Annotated in this window: 22 protein-coding genes; 19 read left to right on the top strand and 3 right to left on the bottom strand. The window is 36.4% G+C overall.

Going from position 1 to position 22417, the window contains the following annotated elements; translation table 11 throughout:
• Positions 1-19: 19 nt before the first annotated feature.
• Positions 20-553: a 3'-5' exonuclease gene (locus CP368_RS04615; RefSeq protein WP_012211636.1), complete on the bottom strand. Its 534-nt coding sequence runs from the start codon at positions 551-553 to the stop codon at positions 20-22.
• Positions 554-650: 97 nt separating this feature from the next.
• Between CP368_RS04615 and murB the strand changes: the two genes are divergently transcribed.
• The 12 genes from murB (at position 651) to CP368_RS04555 (ending at position 11572) form a co-directional block, all read left to right on the top strand.
• Positions 651-1547, top strand: a complete 897-nt coding sequence (gene murB, locus CP368_RS04610) for a UDP-N-acetylmuramate dehydrogenase (protein ID WP_025005139.1) — start codon at positions 651-653, stop codon at positions 1545-1547.
• Between the two features lie 64 nt (positions 1548-1611).
• Positions 1612-2709, top strand: coding sequence for an ABC transporter ATP-binding protein (locus tag CP368_RS04605; protein WP_098044054.1), 1098 nt, complete (start codon positions 1612-1614; stop codon positions 2707-2709).
• Complete coding sequence (locus tag CP368_RS04600; protein ID WP_025005137.1) at positions 2699-3511, top strand: ABC transporter permease; 813 nt, start codon at positions 2699-2701, stop codon at positions 3509-3511. Before CP368_RS04605 ends, CP368_RS04600 begins: the two co-directional genes overlap by 11 nt.
• Positions 3508-4323 (top strand): ABC transporter permease, encoded by an 816-nt coding sequence (locus tag CP368_RS04595; RefSeq protein WP_025005136.1) that lies wholly within the window; start codon positions 3508-3510, stop codon positions 4321-4323. The genes CP368_RS04600 and CP368_RS04595 overlap by 4 nt, the downstream gene beginning before the upstream one ends.
• Positions 4320-5393, top strand: coding sequence for an ABC transporter substrate-binding protein (locus tag CP368_RS04590; RefSeq protein WP_025005135.1), 1074 nt, complete (start codon positions 4320-4322; stop codon positions 5391-5393). The genes CP368_RS04595 and CP368_RS04590 overlap by 4 nt, the downstream gene beginning before the upstream one ends.
• 57 nt (positions 5394-5450) lie before the next feature.
• Positions 5451-6293, top strand: a complete 843-nt coding sequence (cdaA, locus tag CP368_RS04585) for a diadenylate cyclase CdaA (protein ID WP_025005134.1) — start codon at positions 5451-5453, stop codon at positions 6291-6293.
• The gene (locus CP368_RS04580; RefSeq protein WP_098044053.1) at positions 6290-7249 is read left to right on the top strand and encodes a YbbR-like domain-containing protein; all 960 of its coding nucleotides are present in this window, start codon (positions 6290-6292) and stop codon (positions 7247-7249) included. The genes cdaA and CP368_RS04580 overlap by 4 nt, the downstream gene beginning before the upstream one ends.
• A gap of 30 nt (positions 7250-7279) precedes the next feature.
• Entirely contained in the window at positions 7280-8632 is a 1353-nt protein-coding gene (glmM, locus tag CP368_RS04575; RefSeq protein WP_087175660.1) for a phosphoglucosamine mutase, read from the top strand.
• Between the two features lie 93 nt (positions 8633-8725).
• Complete coding sequence (locus CP368_RS04570) at positions 8726-9541, top strand: Cof-type HAD-IIB family hydrolase (protein ID WP_087235397.1); 816 nt, start codon at positions 8726-8728, stop codon at positions 9539-9541.
• A gap of 9 nt (positions 9542-9550) precedes the next feature.
• The gene (locus CP368_RS04565) at positions 9551-10378 is read left to right on the top strand and encodes a Cof-type HAD-IIB family hydrolase (RefSeq protein ID WP_098044052.1); all 828 of its coding nucleotides are present in this window, start codon (positions 9551-9553) and stop codon (positions 10376-10378) included.
• Positions 10379-10387: 9 nt separating this feature from the next.
• Positions 10388-11101, top strand: coding sequence for a hypothetical protein (locus CP368_RS04560; protein ID WP_098044051.1), 714 nt, complete (start codon positions 10388-10390; stop codon positions 11099-11101).
• Between the two features lie 3 nt (positions 11102-11104).
• Entirely contained in the window at positions 11105-11572 is a 468-nt protein-coding gene (locus CP368_RS04555) for a low molecular weight protein-tyrosine-phosphatase (RefSeq protein WP_098044050.1), read from the top strand.
• A gap of 4 nt (positions 11573-11576) precedes the next feature.
• Here CP368_RS04555 and CP368_RS04550 read toward each other — a convergent pair whose 3' ends face one another.
• Entirely contained in the window at positions 11577-12731 is a 1155-nt protein-coding gene (locus CP368_RS04550) for a glycerate kinase (protein WP_087235393.1), read from the bottom strand.
• A gap of 214 nt (positions 12732-12945) precedes the next feature.
• On the opposite strand from CP368_RS04550, the gene CP368_RS04545 reads away from it, so the two are divergent.
• The 4 genes from CP368_RS04545 to CP368_RS04530 all read left to right on the top strand — a co-directional run bounded on the left by CP368_RS04545 (position 12946) and on the right by CP368_RS04530 (position 18568).
• Complete coding sequence (locus CP368_RS04545) at positions 12946-13779, top strand: PRD domain-containing protein (RefSeq protein ID WP_025005127.1); 834 nt, start codon at positions 12946-12948, stop codon at positions 13777-13779.
• 131 nt (positions 13780-13910) lie between these two features.
• Positions 13911-15935 carry a beta-glucoside-specific PTS transporter subunit IIABC gene (locus tag CP368_RS04540; RefSeq protein WP_098044049.1) on the top strand — a complete coding sequence of 675 codons (2025 nt, stop codon included), beginning with the start codon at positions 13911-13913 and terminating at the stop codon, positions 15933-15935.
• Between the two features lie 47 nt (positions 15936-15982).
• The gene (locus CP368_RS04535; protein ID WP_087175665.1) at positions 15983-17458 is read left to right on the top strand and encodes a glycoside hydrolase family 1 protein; all 1476 of its coding nucleotides are present in this window, start codon (positions 15983-15985) and stop codon (positions 17456-17458) included.
• 153 nt (positions 17459-17611) lie between these two features.
• Positions 17612-18568: an alpha/beta hydrolase gene (locus CP368_RS04530; protein ID WP_087235391.1), complete on the top strand. Its 957-nt coding sequence runs from the start codon at positions 17612-17614 to the stop codon at positions 18566-18568.
• 40 nt (positions 18569-18608) lie between these two features.
• Here CP368_RS04530 and CP368_RS04525 read toward each other — a convergent pair whose 3' ends face one another.
• The gene (locus CP368_RS04525) at positions 18609-20234 is read right to left on the bottom strand and encodes an APC family permease (protein ID WP_098045786.1); all 1626 of its coding nucleotides are present in this window, start codon (positions 20232-20234) and stop codon (positions 18609-18611) included.
• A gap of 385 nt (positions 20235-20619) precedes the next feature.
• Here CP368_RS04525 and CP368_RS04520 point away from each other — a divergent pair, with 385 nt between their 5' ends.
• The 3 genes from CP368_RS04520 to CP368_RS04510 all read left to right on the top strand — a co-directional run bounded on the left by CP368_RS04520 (position 20620) and on the right by CP368_RS04510 (position 22234).
• Complete coding sequence (locus tag CP368_RS04520) at positions 20620-20805, top strand: type Z 30S ribosomal protein S14 (protein WP_025005122.1); 186 nt, start codon at positions 20620-20622, stop codon at positions 20803-20805.
• Between the two features lie 94 nt (positions 20806-20899).
• A complete protein-coding gene (locus CP368_RS04515; protein ID WP_056945447.1) occupies positions 20900-21415 on the top strand; it encodes a VanZ family protein in 516 nt (171 codons plus the stop codon).
• Positions 21416-21505: 90 nt separating this feature from the next.
• Positions 21506-22234 (top strand): YebC/PmpR family DNA-binding transcriptional regulator, encoded by a 729-nt coding sequence (locus tag CP368_RS04510; RefSeq protein WP_003626106.1) that lies wholly within the window; start codon positions 21506-21508, stop codon positions 22232-22234.
• Positions 22235-22417: the final 183 nt, after the last annotated feature.

Raw genomic sequence — 22417 nt, 5'->3', positions numbered from 1 at the left:
TCATGTCCTAGATCATTTTTTATATTTGATAAATCAAATTTTTAATTGCTTCGTCACCGAATTTTTTATTTTGATTAATTAAAATTCCTGCACATGCTTCACTATCACTTAGAGCATTGTGATGGTGCCATAGTTCTACATCTAAAGCATCTGAAACTGTATCTAACTTATGATTAGGTAGTTCAGGCTCAAATAACTTGCTTGTAGCTAAAGTATCGATGACCAAATAATGAGGTTCTTCGATGTTATAACGAGCTAGGCTTTGACGCATCACGTTGGTATCAAATCTAGCATTATGAGCAGCGACTAACATACCTGGTTGATATAACCCCTTTATTTTTGGCCAAACCTCAGCCATGGTCGGTGCATTTTTGACATCATCAGCAGTAATTTGATGTACTTGAATATTGCGAGCATCAAAAGACATTTGCGGATTAATCACTGTGTAAAAACGATCTACAATCTTATTGTCTCTAACCATTACTAAAGCTAAAGAACAAGCACTTTCAGGAAAATGATTAGCTGTTTCAAAATCCATTGCAATAAAATTCATAATTTTCTCCTTTGAAAATAAAGTATCACATTATTATGGGTGAAGCTAGGCTCTATATGATGTAAAATAAAACAAGAAACTATAAGGGGGCAAAATTGTGGAATTACTTGATCTGAAAAAACAAGGAATTAATATTAAAGAGCAAATTCCATTAAGTAGATATACTTTTACTAAAACTGGTGGGGAAGCGGAATACTTAGCCTTTCCTAAGAGCACTGATGAAGTAGAAAAATTAGTGAAAGTTACTCGTGAAAATAAGATTCCATTAACGATTATTGGTAATGCCTCAAACCTGATTATTCGCGATGGCGGAATAGATGGTTTAGTTATTATTTTAACGGATTTAAAAGAAATAAAAGTAAAAGATAATAAAGTAACAGCTGATGCAGGCGCAAAAATTGTTGATACTGCTTTTACAGCAGCCCATCATGGACTAAGCGGCATGGAATTTGCTGCAGGAATTCCAGGTAGTATAGGCGGTGGCGTATTTATGAATGCCGGGGCCTATGGCGGTGAAATGCAAGAAGTAGTAGAAAGTGTCAATGTTTTAACAAGAGCCGGAGAATTTAAGACTTATTCCAATAAAGAAATGGAATTCAGTTATCGTCATTCTTTAGTGCAGGATAATGGTGACATCGTACTTAGCGCTACCTTCTCATTAACTCCAGGAGATAGGTTGGAAATCTTAGATCATATGCATTATTTAAATGCATTGCGTCGCTATAAGCAACCGCTTGAGTATCCTTCATGTGGTAGTGTATTTAAACGACCAACAGGTCACTTCGTAGGGCCAATGATTATTAAAGCAGGTTTGCAAGGTAAACAAGTTGGTGGTGCTCAAGATTCAACCAAACACGCTGGCTTTATTGTTAATAAGGGCGGAGCTACTGCCACAGATTATCTTAATTTGATTCATTTGATTCAAAAAGTAATCAAAGAAAAATATGATATTGATTTACATACGGAAGTAAGAATCATCGGTAAAGAAAAATAAAATAGATTAACTAAAACAAACTACAGGCTATCAAACTTGTAGCTGTTTTTCATGTGGGGATGGAATGGATATTATTAAGTTAAAGCACATTACTAAGCAATATGATGATGGTTTCGTTGCGCTTAAGGATATTAATTTAACAATTGAATCGGGAAAATTTTATTCTTTGCTTGGCCCAAGTGGATCCGGTAAATCAACTATTTTGCGTATTATTGCTGGCTTTTCACAACCAAGTAGTGGGCAAGTCTTTTTCGATGGAAAAGACATTACAGATTTAGATGCAGCTAAGCGACATATTAATACTGTCTTTCAGAATTATGCACTTTTTCCGCATTTAAATGTCTTTGAAAATGTTGCTTTTGGTCTAAAGATTAAAAAGCAACCGATGGATAAAATTAAGCCTGCTGTTAAAGAGGCCCTCCATATGGTGCGCCTGGATGGGTATGCTAATCGTGAGATTTCTGAACTTAGTGGTGGTCAACAACAGCGTGTCGCAATTGCCCGGGCAATTGTTAATGAACCAAAAGTGTTGCTACTTGATGAATCACTGTCGGCTCTTGATAAGCGTTTGCGTAAAGACATGCAATTTGAATTGAGAGCTATTCAAAAGAAGCTTGGGATTACTTTTATTTTTGTTACTCATGATCAAGAAGAAGCTCTTTCAATGAGTGATGAAATTTTTGTTTTAAACGATGGCATGATCCAACAAAGCGGTAGTCCTGTTGCAATCTACGATGAACCGGTTAATGATTTTGTTGCGCGTTTTATTGGCGATTCTAATATCTTATCAGGACGAATGATTAAAGATTATGAAGTTGAATTTGCTAATAATAAGTTTAAATGTGCGGATGGTGGGATTAAACCAAACGAAAAGGTTGAAGTGGTAATTCGGCCTGAAGATTTGGATATTGTTGCACCTGAAAAAGGCAATATTGTAGTTACTGCGCAAACACAATTATTTTTAGGTGATCACTTTGAGATCAAAGCTTTAGATGCTAATGAAAATGAGTGGCTAATTCATTCAACTAATGGAGTGAAATTGGGTGAACGCGTGGGCTTGTTCTTTGATCCCGAAGATATTCACGTTATGCGGCTTAATGAAAGTCAGGAAGACTTTGATGCGCGGATAGAGAAGTATGAGGGGGATGAAAATGAAAACTAAAAAAGCTTTCTTTTTAGTCCCATATTTAGCTTGGATTATTTTATTTGTCATTTTGCCAATTTTGCTTATTTTATGGTATTCGTTCACAGATAGTAGTCATAGCTTTACTTTGAGTAATTACGTTACATTTTTTAAGAACGGTACTTTTCTTAAAATGATGATTAATTCGTTTTGGTATGCCTTTTTAATTACTTTAATTACACTACTGATTTCGTATCCTGCGGCTTATTTTTTAACCAAGATGAAAAATCAACAGTTATGGCTTTTGTTAATTATTTTGCCAACTTGGATTAATTTATTATTGAAAGCATATGCTTTTATTGGGATTTTGGGTAATAACGGTCTAGTAAATAAGTTTTTGCACTTGTTTGGCATCGGCCCCGTAAATATTTTATTTACCGACTTCGCTTTTATTTTTGTTGCAACTTACATTGAAATTCCATTCATGATTTTGCCAATTTTTAATGCGATTAAAGAAATTTCGCCAGCGGTAATCCAAGCGTCAGAAGATCTGGGAGCAAGCAAGTGGCAAACATTTCGCTATGTATTATGGCCGCTGTCTCGTCCTGGAGTTGAAAGTGGTGTGCAAGCGATCTTTATTCCATCGTTATCACTATTTATGTTGACGCGTTTAATTGGTGGTAACAAAGTTATAACTTTAGGTACCGCAATCGAAGAGTATTTCATGACAACCATGAATTGGAACATGGGTGCCACGATTGGTGTGGTTTTGATCGTATTGATGATATTGGTAATGCTTCTTACCAATAAGAAGACTAAGAGGAAGAAGGTTAATCTATGAGAAACAAGCATTTAATAGCTAGAATCTATCTTTCTTTCACATTGGTTTTATTATATGTGCCTATTTTTTATTTGATTTATTTCTCTTTTTCAAGTGGAAAAAATATGAATAAGTTTGAGCATTTTACTTTTGCTCATTATCAAACTTTATTTCAAGATAATCGTTTACTAGCAATATTTTTAGAGACGATTTTATTGGCACTTCTCTCTAGTTTAATTGCGACGATTATTGGTACTTTTGGTGCGATTGCGATTAGTGCCATGAAAAAAGAAGCACATAAAAATACTACTTTAGCATTAAATAATGTATTGATGGTTTCACCTGACGTGATTATTGGTGCTAGTTTTTTGATTTTCTTTACTGCATTAGGAATAGGATTAAATTTCGGCTCCGTTTTACTTAGTCACATTGCTTTTTCTATTCCAATCGTAGTTTTGATGGTCTTGCCGCGACTTAACGAAATGGACTACTCTCTGATCGATGCCGCACGAGATTTAGGTGCTAATTCATGGCAAGTGTTTAGTCACGTATTGATTCCGACGATCATGCCGGGCATTTTTTCCGGTTTATTCATGGCATTAACATATTCACTAGATGATTTTGCCGTGACATTTTTTGTTACTGGAAATGGCTTTTCAACTTTGTCTGTAGAAATCTATTCAAGAGCACGTCAAGGGATTGATCTAGAAGTTAATGCCTTAAGTACAGTGATGTTTTTGTTCGTCTTACTTTTAGTAGGAATATATTACTTTATTACCACTAAAAAGAGCAGACGCAAGAATCATAGGGTAATAGGAGGATTGGTCAAATGAAAAAAATCATCATTGCCATTGGAGCAATTCTTCTAGCATGTTTAGGACTTGCGTTTTGGGCTCATCAATTAGAAAAGCCGGCTGCTGCAGGTAACGGACAAAACTTAATCATTTACAATTGGGGCGATTATTTAGATCCGCAATTAGTAAAAAAGTTTGAAAAGCAGACTGGTTATCATGTGGTATATGAAACCTTTGATTCTAATGAAGCAATGTATACCAAGATTAAGCAGGGAGGAACAGCTTACGATCTAACTATTCCTTCTGAATATATGGTTACCAAAATGCGCAAGGCTCATTTACTAGATCAACTGGATAAAAAAGAAATCCCTAATATGAAATATATCGGCAAGAGTTTTTTGCACAAATCTTTTGATCAAAACAATGATTACTCAGTCCCTTATTTCTGGGGAACGTTGGGAATTGTTTATAATGATAAATTTGTCAAAAAAGGTGCCATTAAAAATTGGAATGATCTTTGGTCTAAAAAATATCGCAATCAGATCTTATTAGTGGATTCTGCTAGGGATGCGATGGGAATATCTTTAGTTTCATTAGGCTATTCTATGAATACTACGAGCAGTTTAAGATTACGTCTAGCGCAAACAAAGCTAGATAGTTTAGGTACTAATATTAAAGCGATTATATCTGATGAGATGAAGATGTATATGATTCAAAATGAAGCCGCTATTGGGTTAACCTGGTCAGGGGAAGCACATGAAATGATGGAAAATAATCCACATCTACACTATATTGTGCCAGAACAAGGCTCCAACTTGTGGTTTGATAACTTTGTTATTCCTAAAACTGCCAAAAATAAAAAAGCGGCTCTTCAATTTATCAATTTTATGCTTAAACCTGAAAATGCGGCACAAAATGCGGAATATGTAGGATATGCAACGCCAAATATTAAGGCGCAGCATTTGTTGCCAAAGAGAGTAAGAGAAGATAAGCAATTTTATCCTGATGAAAAAACGCTGCGAAACTTGCAAGTCTTTAAAGATTTAGGTCCTAAGAAGACGCAAGAATATAATGACCTGTTTTTAGAATTTAAGATGTATGCCCGCTAAAAGTGGATATGTTTTTTACAGCTGGTCAGTTATAATCAAGATAGAAAGGAGTCGTAAATGCATTTTAATTTCTCTAACTTATTTACATGGAATAATTTTTCGATTGCTCTCGATATTTTAATCATTTGGTATTTAGTTTATCGCTTGATTATGCTAATTCGGGGTACCAAAGCAGTGCAATTAGCCAAAGGGATAGTTTTTATCTTTATTGTGAGAATTATCGCTGGTTTATTACAATTGCATGCCGTAACGTATATAGTCGATCAAATTGTATCCTGGGCAGTAATTGGAATTATTGTAATATTCCAACCAGAAATTAGACGTGGACTAGAAAGATTAGGTCGGACACCAATTTTTAGTGGGCGTGGTGAAAGTGCTCATGCTAAGTCTGTGAAGATGGTGCAAGAATTGGACAAGGCTATTCAGTATATGTCTAAAAGACGTATCGGTGCATTGATTACTATCCAGCAGGATACGGGTTTGGATGATTATATTGAAACTGGGATTAAGCTTGATGCTGACATTACCGGTGAATTATTAATCAATATTTTCATTCCTAATACGCCACTTCATGACGGTGCGGTTATTATTAATAATAACCGAATTGCAGTAGCAGCAGCTTATTTGCCCTTATCTGATAGCAGCATGATTCCGAAAAGATTGGGAACTAGACACCGTGCAGCCGTCGGAATTTCTGAAGTTACAGATGCTGTGACAATTGTAGTATCAGAAGAAACCGGTGGCGTTACAATTACTAAAAATGGACGCTTCTTACTAGATTTAACTAGAGAAGAGTATCTTAAATATCTTAATGCGCAACTGGTACCTAAAGAAGAAAAGAAAATTCCTTGGATTCGTCGAGTAATTAACAAAGTTTGGAAATGGGGTGCGGGCCGATGAAAGATTTTTGGGATAAACGTTGGTTTATCAGAGTGGTCTCGCTATTATTTGCTATTTTGTTAGTAGTTTATATTGATTCAACCCAAACGGGTTTTGTCACTCAAGGTGAACCAAAGAAAACTCGGCAAACAGCTAGTGAAACTCAGACAATTAGTGTACCCTTGCAAGTATCTGTAGATACTGATAAGTATTACGTAGTTGGCTATCCCGAAAAAGTTAAGATTACTTTAGAGGGATCAAATGCATTGGTGACTTCAACTGTTAATACTCAAAGTTTTAGAGCATATATTGATTTAACTCATAAAAAGACAGGAAAACAAACGGTTAAAGTTCAAGTTACTGGACTCAATAGTCAACTTTCGTATACGATTAACCCGGCTACCGTTAATGTAGACATTGAACGACGAAAATCTAGTACCATGCCAGTGCAAATAGAGTATAATAAAAATGCTGTTGCAGATGGATATGATATTGGAACGGCCAGCGTCGATCCACAAAAAGTTGAAGTCACAGGAGCAAAAGGCGAAGTTAATCAAATTGATCAAATTGTAGCTAAATTAGGTTTGCCTAATGGCATTAATCACTCCTATGAGAGACAAGTGATGTTGGTAGCTGAAGATAATAAGGGGCGTCAGCTAAATGTGGTAATTAATCCATCTACAGTAAGAGCAAGACTTCCTATTTCTTTATCACATAAAAAGGTCAAATTGAATTTGAAACCTAAAAACGAAGATAGTAATAAGGTATATTCGGTGACAGCTAAGAATGATGAAGTTACTCTCTATGGGCAAGAGTCAACATTAGCTAAAATAAAGAAATTGGATGTTGATGTTGATTTGAAGGAGATTCATTCTTCAACAGTGAAGAACTATCCTTTGGTATTGCCTAAGGGTGTTGCTCGAGCTGACCCTTCATATGTACAGATAGTGATTAAAGCGAAGAGCGTAAATAATTAAATTTAGGTAGCAAGAAAGGTTGTTTATTAAATGCTTAAATATTTCGGAACTGATGGTGTTCGTGGCGTAGCTAATCAAGGCTTAACTCCAGAAATGGCTTTTAAATTAGGTCGTGATGGTGGATATGTTTTGACTAAGAACAAAAAGGAAGGCGAACAAGCTAAAGTTTTAGTTTCTCGCGATACTCGTATTTCTGGTCAAATGCTTGAATATGCACTTATTTCAGGTCTTCTTTCAGTTGGTATTGAAGTTCTTGAGGTTGGTGTAATTACTACTCCAGGGCTTTCATACTTAGTTAGAGCACAAGGTGCAGATGCTGGTGTACAAATTTCAGCATCTCATAACCCTGTTGAGGACAATGGTATTAAGTTCTTTGGTAGCGATGGCTTGAAACTTTCAGACGAAATGGAAGAAGAAATTGAAAAGTTAATTGATGCTAAGGAAGATACTTTACCACGTCCTTCTGCAGAAGGCTTAGGTACTGTGACTGACTTCCATGAAGGTAGTGCTAAGTACTTACAATTTATCGAAAATACTATTCCAGAAGATTTAAGTGGTATTAAAGTAGTAATTGATGGTGCTAATGGTGCTTCAAGTGCTCTTATTTCTAGATTGTTTGCTGACTGTGGCGTAGACTTTACTACTATTTACACTCATCCAAATGGTTTAAACATCAATGATCACTGTGGTGCAACTCATACTGAGAACTTACAAAAAGAAGTTGTTAAGCAAGGTGCACAACTTGGCTTGGCATTTGATGGAGATGCCGATCGTTGTATTGCTGTTGACGAAAACGGTAATGAAGTTGACGGTGACCACATTATGTACGTTATCGGTTCATATTTAGCTGAACATGGACGTCTTAAGAAGGATACTATCGTTACAACTGTAATGAGTAACCTCGGATTTACTAAGGCTCTTGAAAAGGAAGGCTTAAAGAATATCCGTACTCAAGTTGGTGACCGTTACGTTTCTGAAGAAATGCGTGCTCATGGTTACAACCTTGGTGGTGAACAATCAGGTCATGTTATTATGAGCGACTACCACAACACTGGTGACGGTATGCTTACTGGTCTTCACTTGATGTTAGTTATGAAGAAGACTGGCAAGTCACTTAGTGAACTTTTAAAGGACTTCAAGGATTACCCACAATGCTTAGTAAATGTTCCAGTTAAGGATAAGAAGAGCTGGAAAGAACATCAACCAATTCTTGATGTAATTGCTGAAGTTGAAAAAGATATGAACGGCAATGGTCGTGTACTTGTTCGTCCTTCAGGTACACAAGATCTTCTTAGAGTAATGGCAGAAGGTCCTACTCAAGAAGAAACTGATGCATATGTTGACCGCATCGTTAAAGTAGTTGAGAAGGAAATGGGTAAGTAATAATTATTTATTCAAACTAAAAGTCGTGAGTTGGCTCACGGCTTTTTGTATAATTAAAAATAGCTTTGTTTTTTAGTCAAGGGAGGAATAAAAATGGCGATAAAATTAATTGCAGTTGATTTGGACGGCACTTTATTATCAAGTAGTAATACAATTTTACCGGAAACGCAAAGAATGCTCAGGGTCGCTTCTGAAAATGGAATAAAAGTAGTACTAGCAACAGGTCGACCACTTTCAGGCGTTTTATCATTTGCAAAGCAATTGGGATTATCAGGTGATGACCAATATGCAATTGTTTTTAATGGAGCGGTTATTCAAACTATTGCTGGTAAAGTATTGATGAGTCAGGAGCTTAATTATCAAGATTTTAACAACATGCTTCGCTTCCAACGTTTAAGTCATGTTAATGTGCACTTTGAGACTACTAAGTATTTCTTGACCTGTGATCACGATTTATCTGTCCAAATGCAAATTAACGCTGCCTTGACTAACAATATTATGAAAGTAAGAGAACGTAAGGATATTCCACAAGATTTTACCTTTAATAAAGTAGGGTTTACTTCGTGGGAAGGCAGTGATCAAGTTGAAAAACTTTGGAATAATTTGCCATCCTGGGCTTTTGACACATATGATATCGTACGTAGTTTTGATAGTATTATCGAGTTAAATGCGTTAGGTGCTTCTAAAGGGAATGCTTTGATGGATTTGGCAAGCAGACTTAAGATTGATCAAAAAGATGTGATGATCTTTGGTGACCAAGGAAACGATATTTCTATGTTTTCAAATCCTAACTTTATGAAAATAGCAATGGGAAATGCCATTGGTGCGATTAAAGATAAAGCTGACTATGTGACTGATGATAATGATCATAACGGTATTGCTAAGGCTTTGAAGAAGTTTGTTTTGTAAGGATAAGTAATGATTAAGTTAATTGCAGTTGATATGGATGGCACTCTTTTGCAGTCCAATAATCAAATTGGTGAAGAAACCAAAAAAGTATTAAAAAAAGCAGATCAATTTGGTATAAAAATTGTGCCAGCATCAGGTCGTCCACTTCCAGGTGTAGTTCCGTATATGGAAGATTTGGGAATAGTTGGTCAAGATGATTATGCCGTTTTATATAATGGTGGGTTAGTTCAATCTGTTTCTGGAAAAGTTTTAATTAGTCATCAATTTGATTATGCCGAATTTAAGAAAATGCTGAGCATTCAAGAGCAAAATCCTGGGATTAATCTTCACTTTATGAGAAAGCATGATTATGTGACTTTAGATCGATTAATTTCTACGCAAATGGCTAAGATGTCGGCGGTTAGTGCTACTCCTTTTGTAGTTAAAGATTTCGCCGAAATACCTCGTGATTTCACGTTTATTAAAGCTGAATTTATTGGAGAAGAAGACAAGCTGGATCGATTAGGTCAGCAATTTACACCAGATTTTAAACAAAATTATAATGTGGCACGAAGCGATCCAAAAATCTGGGAAATTAATAAAAAGGATGCTTCAAAAGGTAATGCAGTGCATGAATTAGCCCAAAAATTAAATATTAACGATAATGAAGTGATGATTTTCGGTGACCAAGGCAATGATATGTCAATGTTTGAAGTTGCCGATTTTAACAAAGTAGCTATGGGTAATGCCATCGATGCAATTAAAGATAAAGCCGATTTTGTTACCAAGTCTAATGACGAAGCTGGAATAGCATATGCAATTAATAAATTGATTTTTGAAAAAGCAGAAAAAAGGTAGATATATGATATGAAAAGTATAGTAAACATACTATTGCGCCTAATCATGGTTGCTTGTACGGTGATTTCCTTTTTCCTACTGTTAACAAGCAATGTTAGTTTAAAAATTAATGATACGCAGGCAATGGGCAAAGAAGTGATTAATCGAGTTGTTCAGGAGTCTGATAATTCTAACTTAAAAATCGGTGTGCAGTTGCTAGAAGATACAGGGCTAGAGCAAACTTTATTAGATCAATTGCCTAAGAAATATCAAATTGAAATGTCTTATGCTGACTTATATCGATTATGTGAAAAGTATAATGAAAAAGGAAAATTATCAACCACAGATTTAGGATTGACTAGTAAAACAAAATTAGAGGAAATAATTAATGAATATCTAGTAAAACAGATTAATAATAAACTGGATGAAAAATCAGAAGAGATTTCTCATGTTATCATTATTTATGAATATTCTATTTTTGGCGTAGGTTTATTATTTTTGTTAGCAGCTATTCTAATTATTTTTGGTCGTGCTTGGGCCTCAATACCGTTGACAATTGCAGCACTAGGATCATTTGTCGTTTTATGGATTTTCTCTAATGAAGTGATGACATCACTTCAAAGCAGAGTTTATAGTGGTATTTTGGTAACCTTGTCCTCTAATATATGGTTAGGGCTAATAATTGCAATAGGTACTGCTATTGGATGGCCATTTATCGTTAGTCTAATGAAAAGGATAAAATAAAAGATGAAAAAGATTTTGTTTATTTGCCATGGTAATATTTGTCGTTCACCTATGGCGGAAGCAATTATGCAACATTTAATTAAAGAAAATGGATTAGAAAATTCATATTTGGCAGAATCTAAAGCTACAACGCAAGATGCAATAGGTAGATCAATTGATACTAGAACTCAAAGAGAATTAGAGAAGAATAGGATTCCATACGATCGTAGTCATCGAGCAAGTCAAATGACTGCTGCTGATTATGATAAATATGAATATTTGATTTGTATGGATGAAGAAAATTTTGCAGATATGAATCGCATTACAGGTGGGGATCCTCAACATAAGGAACATAAATTACTAGAGTTTGCAGGTTCTTACCAAGATGTGGATGATCCATGGTATACGAATGATTTTGATACTGCGTATAATGAAATTTATAAGGGATGCGACGCATTAGTTAAAAAATTAGCAAATGAAAAGGATGAGTAAAAGCTCATCCTTTTTTCGTACTTATGATTAAACGCACGATATTTTCGGTAGTACGCGCAATATTTTTGGGTCCGTCTTTTAGTGCTTGACGTATATCTTCAGCTTTATCAAGAATGCCGAAGATAGCGGTAAAACCTTCATCATATAGTTGTTCGATCCCTTCACCCAAATAACCTGCTAGTGAAATAGCGGGAATATTATCTTTTTTAGCGATTTGAGCAACACCATAAGGGGTCTTACCAAATTTAGTTTGAAAATCAGTTCCACCTTCACCGGTGAAAACAAAATCTGCACCTTTAATTTTGTCAGCTAAATGAGTTTCGTGAGCGATAAGCTCTACACCATGATGAATTGTGGCATTTGTAAAGGCGAGAAGACCAGCACCAAGGCCGCCCGCAGCTCCGCTTCCCGGAATTGCGGCAACGTCTTTTTTGCAGGTTTGTTGAATGAGTGCGGCATAGTGTGATAAGTTTTGATCTAATTTTTTCACTGCCTGAGCATCTGCACCTTTTTGTGGACCGAAGACGGCAGAAGCACCATTTTGTCCGGTAAGCGGATTAGTAACATCACTAGCTATTAAAACTTGAACGTCTTTTAGTCGAGGATTAATGGCAGAAAGATCTATTTTAGCTATTTGGTTTAAATCACCACCACCAAGTTTTTTAGTTATTTCATGATTATTTTGATCAAAAAATTTTACACCAATTGCTTGTGCCATGCCGGCGCCGCCATCATTAGTACTACTGCCGCCTAAACCAATGATAATTTTATTTACGTTATGCTTTAATGCATCATTAATTAATTCACCAGTACCGTAGGTAGTAGTCTTCATAATAGTTTCAGGAGTTCTATTATTTTTGTCAACGTACGTTAGGCCACTAGCTTGTGCCATTTCGATGATTGCAGTTTTTTGATCACCTAAAATGCCATAATAGGCATTAACTTTTTTGCCTAATGGATCAGTCACATTAAGAAAATGTTTTTGACCATTAGTTGCATCAATTAAAGAATCGGTTGTACCTTCACCGCCGTCAGCCATTGGTACAGAAACTACTTCTGCATCGGGAATGGCTTTTTTTATTCCTTTTTTCATTGCCTGACATACTTCTGAAGCTGTCATGCTTTCTTTGAAAGAGTCAGGCGCTAAGACAAATTTCATTTGAATACCTCGCTTTTCATATATTTTAAAATAATTTGCCCTTTTTAACAAAGTTCTATTGACACCGCTTACAATTTTGGCTATTATAATAACTGTAAGTGAGCGGATTACTGATACGATCAGGTCTTAGCTACTACGAATAGTTATAGTATACTTAGAGTATATTATTTTCGTAGTAGCTTTTTTGTTTATATCAGGGTGGTGAGGAGTATCCGTGAAATTTCTTAAAACATTTAATAATAGTGCTGCTTTAGCCATGAATGATCAAGGTCAAGAAGAGATTGTTTTAGGCAAGGGCGTGGGATTTGGCCTCAAGAAGGGCGATCCGATAGATGAAAGTAAAATTGAGCGTCGTTTTGTTACTAAAGACGAAGTTGACCAAGTTAAGAGGTTTAACCCCAAGACAATGGAAGTCACTGATAAAATAATCCAGTTGGTTGAGCCGCTGCTTCAGGTTAAGTTTAATGACTTTCAATACCTTGCTTTAGCAGATCACATTGACTTTGCAGCTACCAGGGTTAAGGATCATATCGATATTGATCCAGCCAATAATAATTGGGAAGTTAAAAATTTATACCCCAAAGAATATGTGGTAGCTAAAAAGGTGGTAAAGCTAATTAATCAAAACATGCAAATTGAATTACCTGAAAGTGAATCTATTTTTATGACATATCACTTAGTCAATGCTAAAAGTGATGTGGCACAAGTACAGGAAACTGTTCAGATTACTAATTTGATTAATGGAATTATTGATATTATTCAACTGCAATATTCGATGCAGCTCGATACAAGTTCTTTTAATTACAGTCGCTTTATTTCACATTTGCGTATTCTATTGGTTAGATTTTTAAGAAATAAGCATAAGGATGAGGCACCGCTTGATCCAGCGATGCTTGGTTTCATGAAGATCAAATACAGCAGAGCTTATGAAACCGCAGAACGAATCGCAACTTACTTACAAGCCAAGATGAATTGGACATTAGATACAGATGACAAATTTTACTTGGTTTTACATATTTGGCGAGTAACTAGTCGCCAAGAAAACTAAATATCTAAGTTACTTAGGTATGTTACTAAGAGAATTAGGCATTAACCCAAGTTACTGAAAGACGTTGAGCATGATTTATGTTCTTTAGTTTTTGAGTAGCTTGGGTTTTTATTTTGAGGGGGGAAAGACTAATGGCTAAGAATTATGATAATTTGGCCAAAACCATCATTCAAGATGTTGGTGGTAAAGACAATGTCAATAGTGTTGTTCACTGTGCAACACGTTTACGTTTTAAATTAAAGGATGAAAAAAAGGCAAACGATGATGCCTTAAAAGATACTGACGGTGTTGTTACTGTCGTAAAGGCCGGTGGACAATATCAAGTTGTTATCGGTAATGAGGTTGCTGATGTCTACGATGCTGTATTAAAGGAAGGAGGCTTCCCAGGCGGTGGTCAAGTTCCTGATGACGATGTTGCAGATGATAATTCAAGTTTCATTGATAAAGCTGTTGCCTTAATTTCAGGAATCTTTACTGATATCCTAGCACCACTTAGTGCCGGCGGTATTATCAAAGGTTTAGTTGTTTTAGCAGCTGCAATGGGCTGGCTTTCAAAAACTTCTGGTGCATATCAAATTTTATACGCCGTTGGTGATAGTATCTTCTACTTCTTACCAATATTCTTGGGTGTAACTACTGCTAGAAGATTCCACATGAATCAATTTATTGGTTTAGCCATTGGTGCTGTATTAACTTACCCAACGATGGTTGGTTTAGCTTCAAGTAAAACAGTATTAGGTACTTTGTTCCAAGGTACGCCATTTGCTTCTGAAATTCATACAACTTTCTTTGGCATTCCAGTGGTTACTATGAACTATACTTCAACTGTTTTGCCAGTTATCTTTGCTGTTTGGTTTGGTTCCGTTATCGAACACTGGGCAAAGAAATGGATTCCAACGGTTGTGCAAATGTTCCTTGTACCTGCGCTTACTATTATTATTACTTTACCAGTTGCATTTATTGCTATCGGTCCTGTAATGACTTGGGTTGGTGATGCCATTGGTGCAGTCATGGCCGGTATCTACAACTTTAGTCCAATTGTTGCCGGTGTGGTTGTTGGTGCATTGTGGCAAGTACTTGTTATCTTCGGTGTTCACTGGGGCTTGGTTGCTGTATCAACAACTAATATTGCAGCTTTAGGCTATGATCCAATTTTGGCTCTTACTTGTATGGTTTGTTACGCACAGATTGGTGTTGTATTGGCAATTATTAAACAAACTAAGGACAAGAAGTTAAAAGATACAGCAATAGGTGCCTTCTTCTCAGGACTCTTCGGTGTTACTGAACCAGCAATTTATGGTGTAACTTTACCAAGAAAAACTCCATTTGTTTTAAGTTGTATTGGTGGTGCCGTTTCTGGTGCAATTATGGGTATCTTCCATTCAGTACTTTACATGATGCCTTCAATGGGATTCTTTGCAATTCCTGCCTACATTAATCCAAAAGGTGGTTCAATGATCCCAGTTATTGGTGTTATTGTATCCGCAGTCGTAGCATTTATCGTTGGTTTTATTTTGCAATTAATCTTCGGTAAGAAATCAGTTGATGCTGAATACAACAAGAAACAAGCTCAAAAGGTTGCTGAAGCAGCTAACGAAGCAACAGAAGTTGCTAATAATCCAATTGTTGCTGCAAGTGAAAATGAAGAAAAATTAAATCCATCTACAAAATTAGTTTCACCATTAAACGGTGACGTAAAACCTTTATCAGAAATTAAAGACGAAGTATTCTCAAGTGGTGCCATGGGTCAAGGTGTAGCTATTGAACCAAACGAAGGTGTTCTTCACGCCCCAGCTGATGGTAAGATTGCTCTTGTTTTCCCAACTGGTCACGCTGTTGGAATTAACACTACTGACGGTGCAGAAGTTTTGATGCACATCGGTATGGATACAGTTAACTTACAAGGAAAAGGCTTTAAGACTCTTGTACAAAAAGGCCAAGAAGTTAAGGCTGGCGATCCATTAGTTGAATTTAATATTAAAGATATCAAGGCGGCTGGTTATGAAGTAACTACTCCAGTTGTAGTAACCAATTCAAAGAAATATGAAAGTGTTAACCAAGTTGCTAACGGTGCAGTTAAAGTTGGTCAAGAAATCTTATCTTTGCAAGGTGAAGATGAAGGAGCTAAAGTATCTGGTCAAGTTCAAATTAATTAGGCTATAATGAACTGTAACTGCTTACAATAATAGAAAGAGAGATAAAGATGTCATTTCCAAAGAATTTTTTATGGGGTGGTGCTACCGCTGCTAACCAAATTGAAGGTGCATATGATGTTGATGGTAAGGGTTTATCAGTAACTGATATAACAACTGCCGGTAGTCTTGATGCACCAAGAATGTTGACTTATAAGTTGAATGGTAAGTTAGAAAAAACACCAGCTATGCCAGGTGCGGGGTTGCCTGAAGGAGCTGTTGGTGCGATTGATCCTGATAGTTATTACCCTAACCATGTAGCGATTGATTTTTACCACCACTATAAGGAAGACATTAAGATGTTTGCTGACATGGGTTTTAAAGTTTTCCGTCTTTCAATTGCTTGGACTAGAATTTTCCCAAAGGGCGATGAAGAAAAGCCAAATCAAGCTGGACTTGATTTTTATCGTAATGTCTTTGAAGAATGTAAAAAGTATGGCATTGAACCATTAGTTACTATTTCTCACTATGAAGATCCACTTTACCTCAGTGAAAAGTACCATGACTGGGGCGATCGTAAGATGATCGACATGTACGTTAAATATGCCAAGACTTTGTTTAATGAATACAAGGGATTGGTTAAGTACTGGTTAACTTTCAACGAAATTAATACTACTTTATTAATGCTTAACTCATTCGGAAATAAAGTAGATGATGATAAGGTTTACCAACACGCATATCAAAAGTTGCACTATCAATTTGTAGCAAGTGCTCGTGCAGTTAAGCTGGCTCACGAAATTGATCCAAACTATGTAATAGGTAACATGATTTGTGGTATCGTTGATTATCCACTTACTCCAGATCCAAAGGATATTTTGCTTAACCGTCATATGTGGGAACAAGATATCTTCTATTGTGGGGATGCACAATGTAAGGGTAAGTATCCAACGTTCGCTAAGCGTCTTTGGAAGGAACATAACGTACATCTTGATATTACTGAACAAGACAAGAAAGATATGCTTGAAGGTACTGTCGATATGTACACCTTCTCTTACTACATGAGTAATGTGGTGACTACGCACAAGATTGAAGATAAAGTTGGTGGTAACTTCGCAGCCGGTGCTAAGAACCCATACCTTAAGTATTCTGAATGGGGCTGGGCAACTGATCCAGATGGTTTGCAATATTACCTCGAAGTAATGTACGATCGTTACGAATTGCCATTGATGGTTGTAGAAAATGGTCTTGGCGCTGTTGATAAGATTAGCGATGACAGCAAGATTCATGATGATTACAGAATCGACTACTTGAGAATGCATATTGAAGCCATGAATCGTGCGATCGAAGATGGCGTTGATGTTCGTGCTTACACTACTTGGGGCTGTATCGATGAAGTCTCAGCTGGTACTGGTCAAATGTCTAAGCGTTACGGCTTTATCTATGTTGATCGTGATGATAACGGTGAAGGAACTTTAAAGAGAATGCCTAAGGATTCCTTTGATTGGTATAAGAAGGTTATTGCTTCAAACGGTGAAGATTTAGGCTAATTGCATAAAATATGGGTATAAGAAAGAGAGATGATTTGCTCATCTCTCTTTTTGTATATATAAACAGAGTACTTATTTTTATAAATGTCAATATTCCATACAAAACTAAAGAGTGTATAATAAACTCTTTAGTTTTGTATAGGAGTTGACATTTTGAATAGGAATGAGAAAAAGCACAAAAAAGTTTGGCTAACGATAGGGATAGTAGTAGCCGTACTTGTAGCACTAATTGGAGCAGGTGAAGCATACTTTTTTAACGTTGCTTTTACGCCTGGTGAAAAAAGTGTATTAAATAAATATTCGCACAATACGAAAAAAGATCCATTGGCTGCCAAAAAGAAATGGTATGCCAAGGTAAAGAAGCAACACTGGTATATGAAGTCGGCTACAAGTGATTATCGCTTAGATGCAAATTATATTCCAGCTAAGAACTCGCATAAGACTGTAGTGATTCTTCATGGTTTTGGCAACAATAAAGATACCATGGGGCCATATGCAGGCATGTTTCATGAATTAGGCTATAACGTTTTGCTTCCTGATGCTCGTGCACATGGTCAAAGCCAAGGTAAGTACATTGGTTATGGCTGGCCTGAAAAGTATGACGTTCGTAAATGGGTAGAAAAAGATATAGCTAAAGAAGGCAAGAATCAAAAAGTAGTAATCTTTGGCGTCAGCATGGGTGGTGCTACTACTATGATGACTAGTGGTATTAAGATGCCTAAGCAGGTTAAGGCTTATATTGAAGATTGTGGTTATACCAGTGTTAAAGATGAATTTTTGCATGAAGCACAAGATCTATACCATATGCCAAAACCTGTAGCTACAGCAGCCGTTGACTTATTGAGCGTTGTTAGCAAGGCAAATCTAGGCTTTTATTTAGGAGATGCATCATCTGTTAAATCAGTGAAAAAGAATAATAAGCCGATGTTCTTTATTCATGGTGGCAACGATCCATTTGTACCAACCAAGATGGTTTATGCAAACTATGCTGCGGCTAAAGGACCAAAGCAGCTGTGGGTAGCCAAAAAGGCAACGCATGCTCGTTCATTTGAAACTTACCCTAAAGAATATGAAAAACGTGTAGATCAATTTTTAAGTAAATATTTGTAAAAAAAGAAGCTAGATCAAATTCTAGCTTCTTTTTGTTGTATTATTTTGTCGCATTAGCAGGTTTTCTGCGTCCAACAATCCAAGTAATGATTAATGCAGCGATAGCTTCAACTATAATCATTGTGATTCTTGCTGGAATCTTGGTACTACCAAGCCATACGTCAAGAATAATAGAACCGATAATTAAAATTCCCATCCAAATCCATTGCGATTTGTCAAAGGCAATGCCGTATTCTTCTTCACGACGTCTAATACCTGGCAAAATTGCACCCAAACCGATCAGTACGATTACGGCTACAATGTTGATGATCAATTCGTACCACCAAAGGCCACTGCCTTGCTTAACATCTTGTGGTGCAAAACCAAGGATGGTTGCTACGGCAGTAACAACTAACAAGGCAAGACCAACAAGCCAAGCAAGTTTATCGTTTTTAATGTAGACATATTTTGATGGGTACTTCTTTGAGTTCTTTCTTACTCTCATGAATGAGTAGAAGATCCAGCAGGTAACACCTGGTGAAACGATTGAGTTCAAGTTAAGCAACCAGTTGAAGATATCGTTCATGTCAGGTAAGAAGATACCTAAGATCATGATGAATGATGAAAGGGCAACAGTTAAGATGTAACCGTTAATTGGTAAGCCGTTTTTGTCCTTCTTACGTAAGAACTTAGGCATGTACTTATCACCAGTATCGGAGATAAGCATTCTAGTCATGGCATCAAGCAATACGGCAACCAAGGCACAGTTGAACAATAATGATGTCCAAGCCCAGAGGTAAAGCAAGAATTTACCCATACCGAATTGTTTACCAACCATGTCGAATACGTAGTAAGCACCGTTCATCTTCAAGTCGTTTGGAATGTGGTATGCGTCAAAGTAGATACCAAGTGAAAATGAACCAAGGATAGTTAAGAAAGCAGTCATGATAGCTAAAGTAATCATTGCCTTAGGGAAGTCTGACTTAGGTTTCTTCATCTTAGTTACATATGGTGCAACCAGTTCACACCCGTTCATGGCATAGATTAACATTCCGACGGTTGACCAGTAGTGCAAGTCGAATTTAGGAATGATTGTGTGCCAAGTAAATGGTTGGGTAGCCATGTGACCGCCTGATTTTGCCAAACCAACAAAGGCAAGGAAAACAAACAAGACAGTCATAATAACCATCAAACCACCACCAATACTGGAAAGGAATTCCATTGAGTTGGCAAAGTGGTGTTCAACGATAATGAAAACAATGAACACAACGAAAGTCAAAGCAGCAAACATGGTAGTAGGAATTTTATCTTGGAATCCCTTTGAACCGGTCAATGCCCAACCTAGGTCGACAATGATTTCGTTAGCGGAGTCTACAGCATAAGGAATTGAGGCTGCCCAGTATGTCCAAGCAGTGAAGTAACCTAAAAATTCTCCGTCAGTACCGCGGACCCATGATGAAAGTCCACCACCTTCTTCACTAAACGTAGAACCTAATTGTCCTACCATTAATGAGTAAGGTGTTACATAAAGCAAACACATGATAATCCAAGAGGTGATAACTGGCATCCCTTGGTTTTGGAAGTTGTACATGATATCGTCCAAGCCGATAACAGTACAAAGTGCCATCAAGGTCAAAACAGGCCAAGTGATGGCTTTCATTTTATTTGTTGATGTTAAATCGTCCAAGTAATTTTCATCCTTTTCTATATCTAAATCTAAAAATTATTTACTCCCACTAGATAGACGAAAATACCGGCGATTTATTTTTAAATTTTTCGCGCATTCGGTCTCCTCTCTTGTTACAACTATAAATTTTACCTACAAATTACTATTAGGACCAGTGTAAAGCGCTTTCTATTTTTGATTTAGCACTTTACTTATTTAATGTAAGCACGCATAATAAAACTAACAAAAAGTAAGAAAAATAAAAATAAAAATGAAAACGAAAGGGGAGGATGCTAATGAACGCTCAATTTATTGCAATCGGTATTATTTTTGTAGGCTTGTATTTCTTAACTAAGGAGAAGAAGCTTGCTGTAGAAAGAATTAGAAGACATAGATAGAGGTTTTTATGGCAAAAACATCACAAATTATTCGTAATAAAAAAGTAGCAAAGTTTTCAACTAGAGAATATACGCGTTGTGAGCGCTGCGGTCGCCCACATTCTGTTTACCGGAAGTTTGGACTTTGCAGAGAATGCATGCGTGATTTAGCACATCAAGGTCAACTTCCAGGCGTAAAGAAAGCTAGTTGGTAAAAATAATTATAAAATACATGAAAAAGTTAAACGTAGTCCGCTTTTTTTGTTAAAGTAAAAAGAAGTTATTCAAATCAAACTAAGGGAAAGAGTTATGGAGAAATTTCATTTTACGAAACGAGAAAAGCTTTTTTTGTTGTTAGCTTTATTGGTATTGGTATTTTTATTTATTTCTAGTTCAATGACATATCATGAACAGGAATTGCATGATGGCACAGTTAGTAAATATTTTGGCTGGCTTGAAAATATTGTAGCTGGCTGGAATTTTACATATGGTGGGCGCCTTCATAATGCACAACTAGATGGTAGAGCAGGACTTGCTCAATTTGTTCTGCGTAAGATGGCCCATTTTGGCTCATACTTTTTATTAGGTGGCTTTGGCTATTTAGGCTTGCGCCGCATTTTTAAAATTAAATGGCTAGCTCCAATTTTGACCTGGTTTGCGGCTATTGCTTTTGCGGCTTTTGATGAATATCATCAGTTTTTGACTGGAGATAGAACACCGAGCGTACATGACGTAATATTGGATGCATCTGGTGCCTTAACGGCGATTATTTTAGTAATGTTAATTCTATTTTTGAAAAATAAGTATTCGACGAAGAAAAAATAGTTTTAAATATTTGACACCATTGAATTTTGAGGTGCTGTGAGTTAAGATAATATCGTTAATTAATATTAGAAAAAAGAAAGAAGGATCCTTATGTCAGGACATTCAAAATGGCACAATATTCAAGGCCGCAAGAATGCGCAAGACGCAAAGAGAGGTAAAATTTTCCAAAAGTTATCTCGTGAAATTTATATGGCTGCAAAGAGTGGTGGTCCTGATCCTGATGGGAATCCTACCTTACGTATGGTAATTGATAAGGCACGTTCAAACAACATGCCTAAGGACAACATCAAGCGGGCAATCAAAAAAGCTGAAGGTGGTTCAGAAGAACACTACGATGAAATCACTTATGAAGGCTACGCTCCAGGTGGTGTTGCTGTTTTTGTAGAAGCTTTGACTGATAACAAGAACCGTACTGCTTCAGATGTTCGTGTTGCCTTCACTCGTAATGGTGGTTCACTTGGCGCTACTGGTTCTGTTGCCTACATGTTTGATCGTAAAGGCTACATCGTAATTGACCGTTCAACTACTGATGCTGATGAAGATCAAGTATTGCTTGATGTAATGGATGCTGGTGGTGATGATCTTCAAACCAGTGATGATGCATTTGAAATCTACACTGATCCAAAGCAATTTGCAGATGTTCGTGACGCACTTATTAAAGATGGTTACAAGCTTGCAGATGCTGAATTGACTATGATTCCACAAAACACTACTCCAGTTCCAGCAGACAAGAAGGAACAATTTGAACACTTAGTTGATGCTCTTGAAGATAGTGACGATGTTCAAAATGTTTACACTGCAGCAGCTGATGAAGACTAATTATTAAATAGATAAATGACTCAACCAATTTGGTTGGGTTATTTTTTTGCTCTTTTTTCTAAAAGAATAAAATTTTCGTAAATTGCAATAATAAATTGAACACTTAAGCTGCTTGATAGATATGATCCAATTCTCTTTCAAAAATTTCATCTGGTGTATGATATGCCAATATTTTTCTTGGTA

Origin of the sequence: Lactobacillus sp. UMNPBX17 (genome assembly GCF_002553735.1) — a bacterium.
GTDB classification, from domain to species: domain Bacteria; phylum Bacillota; class Bacilli; order Lactobacillales; family Lactobacillaceae; genus Lactobacillus; species Lactobacillus gallinarum.
This window is presented reverse-complemented; position numbering and strand designations above follow the sequence as displayed.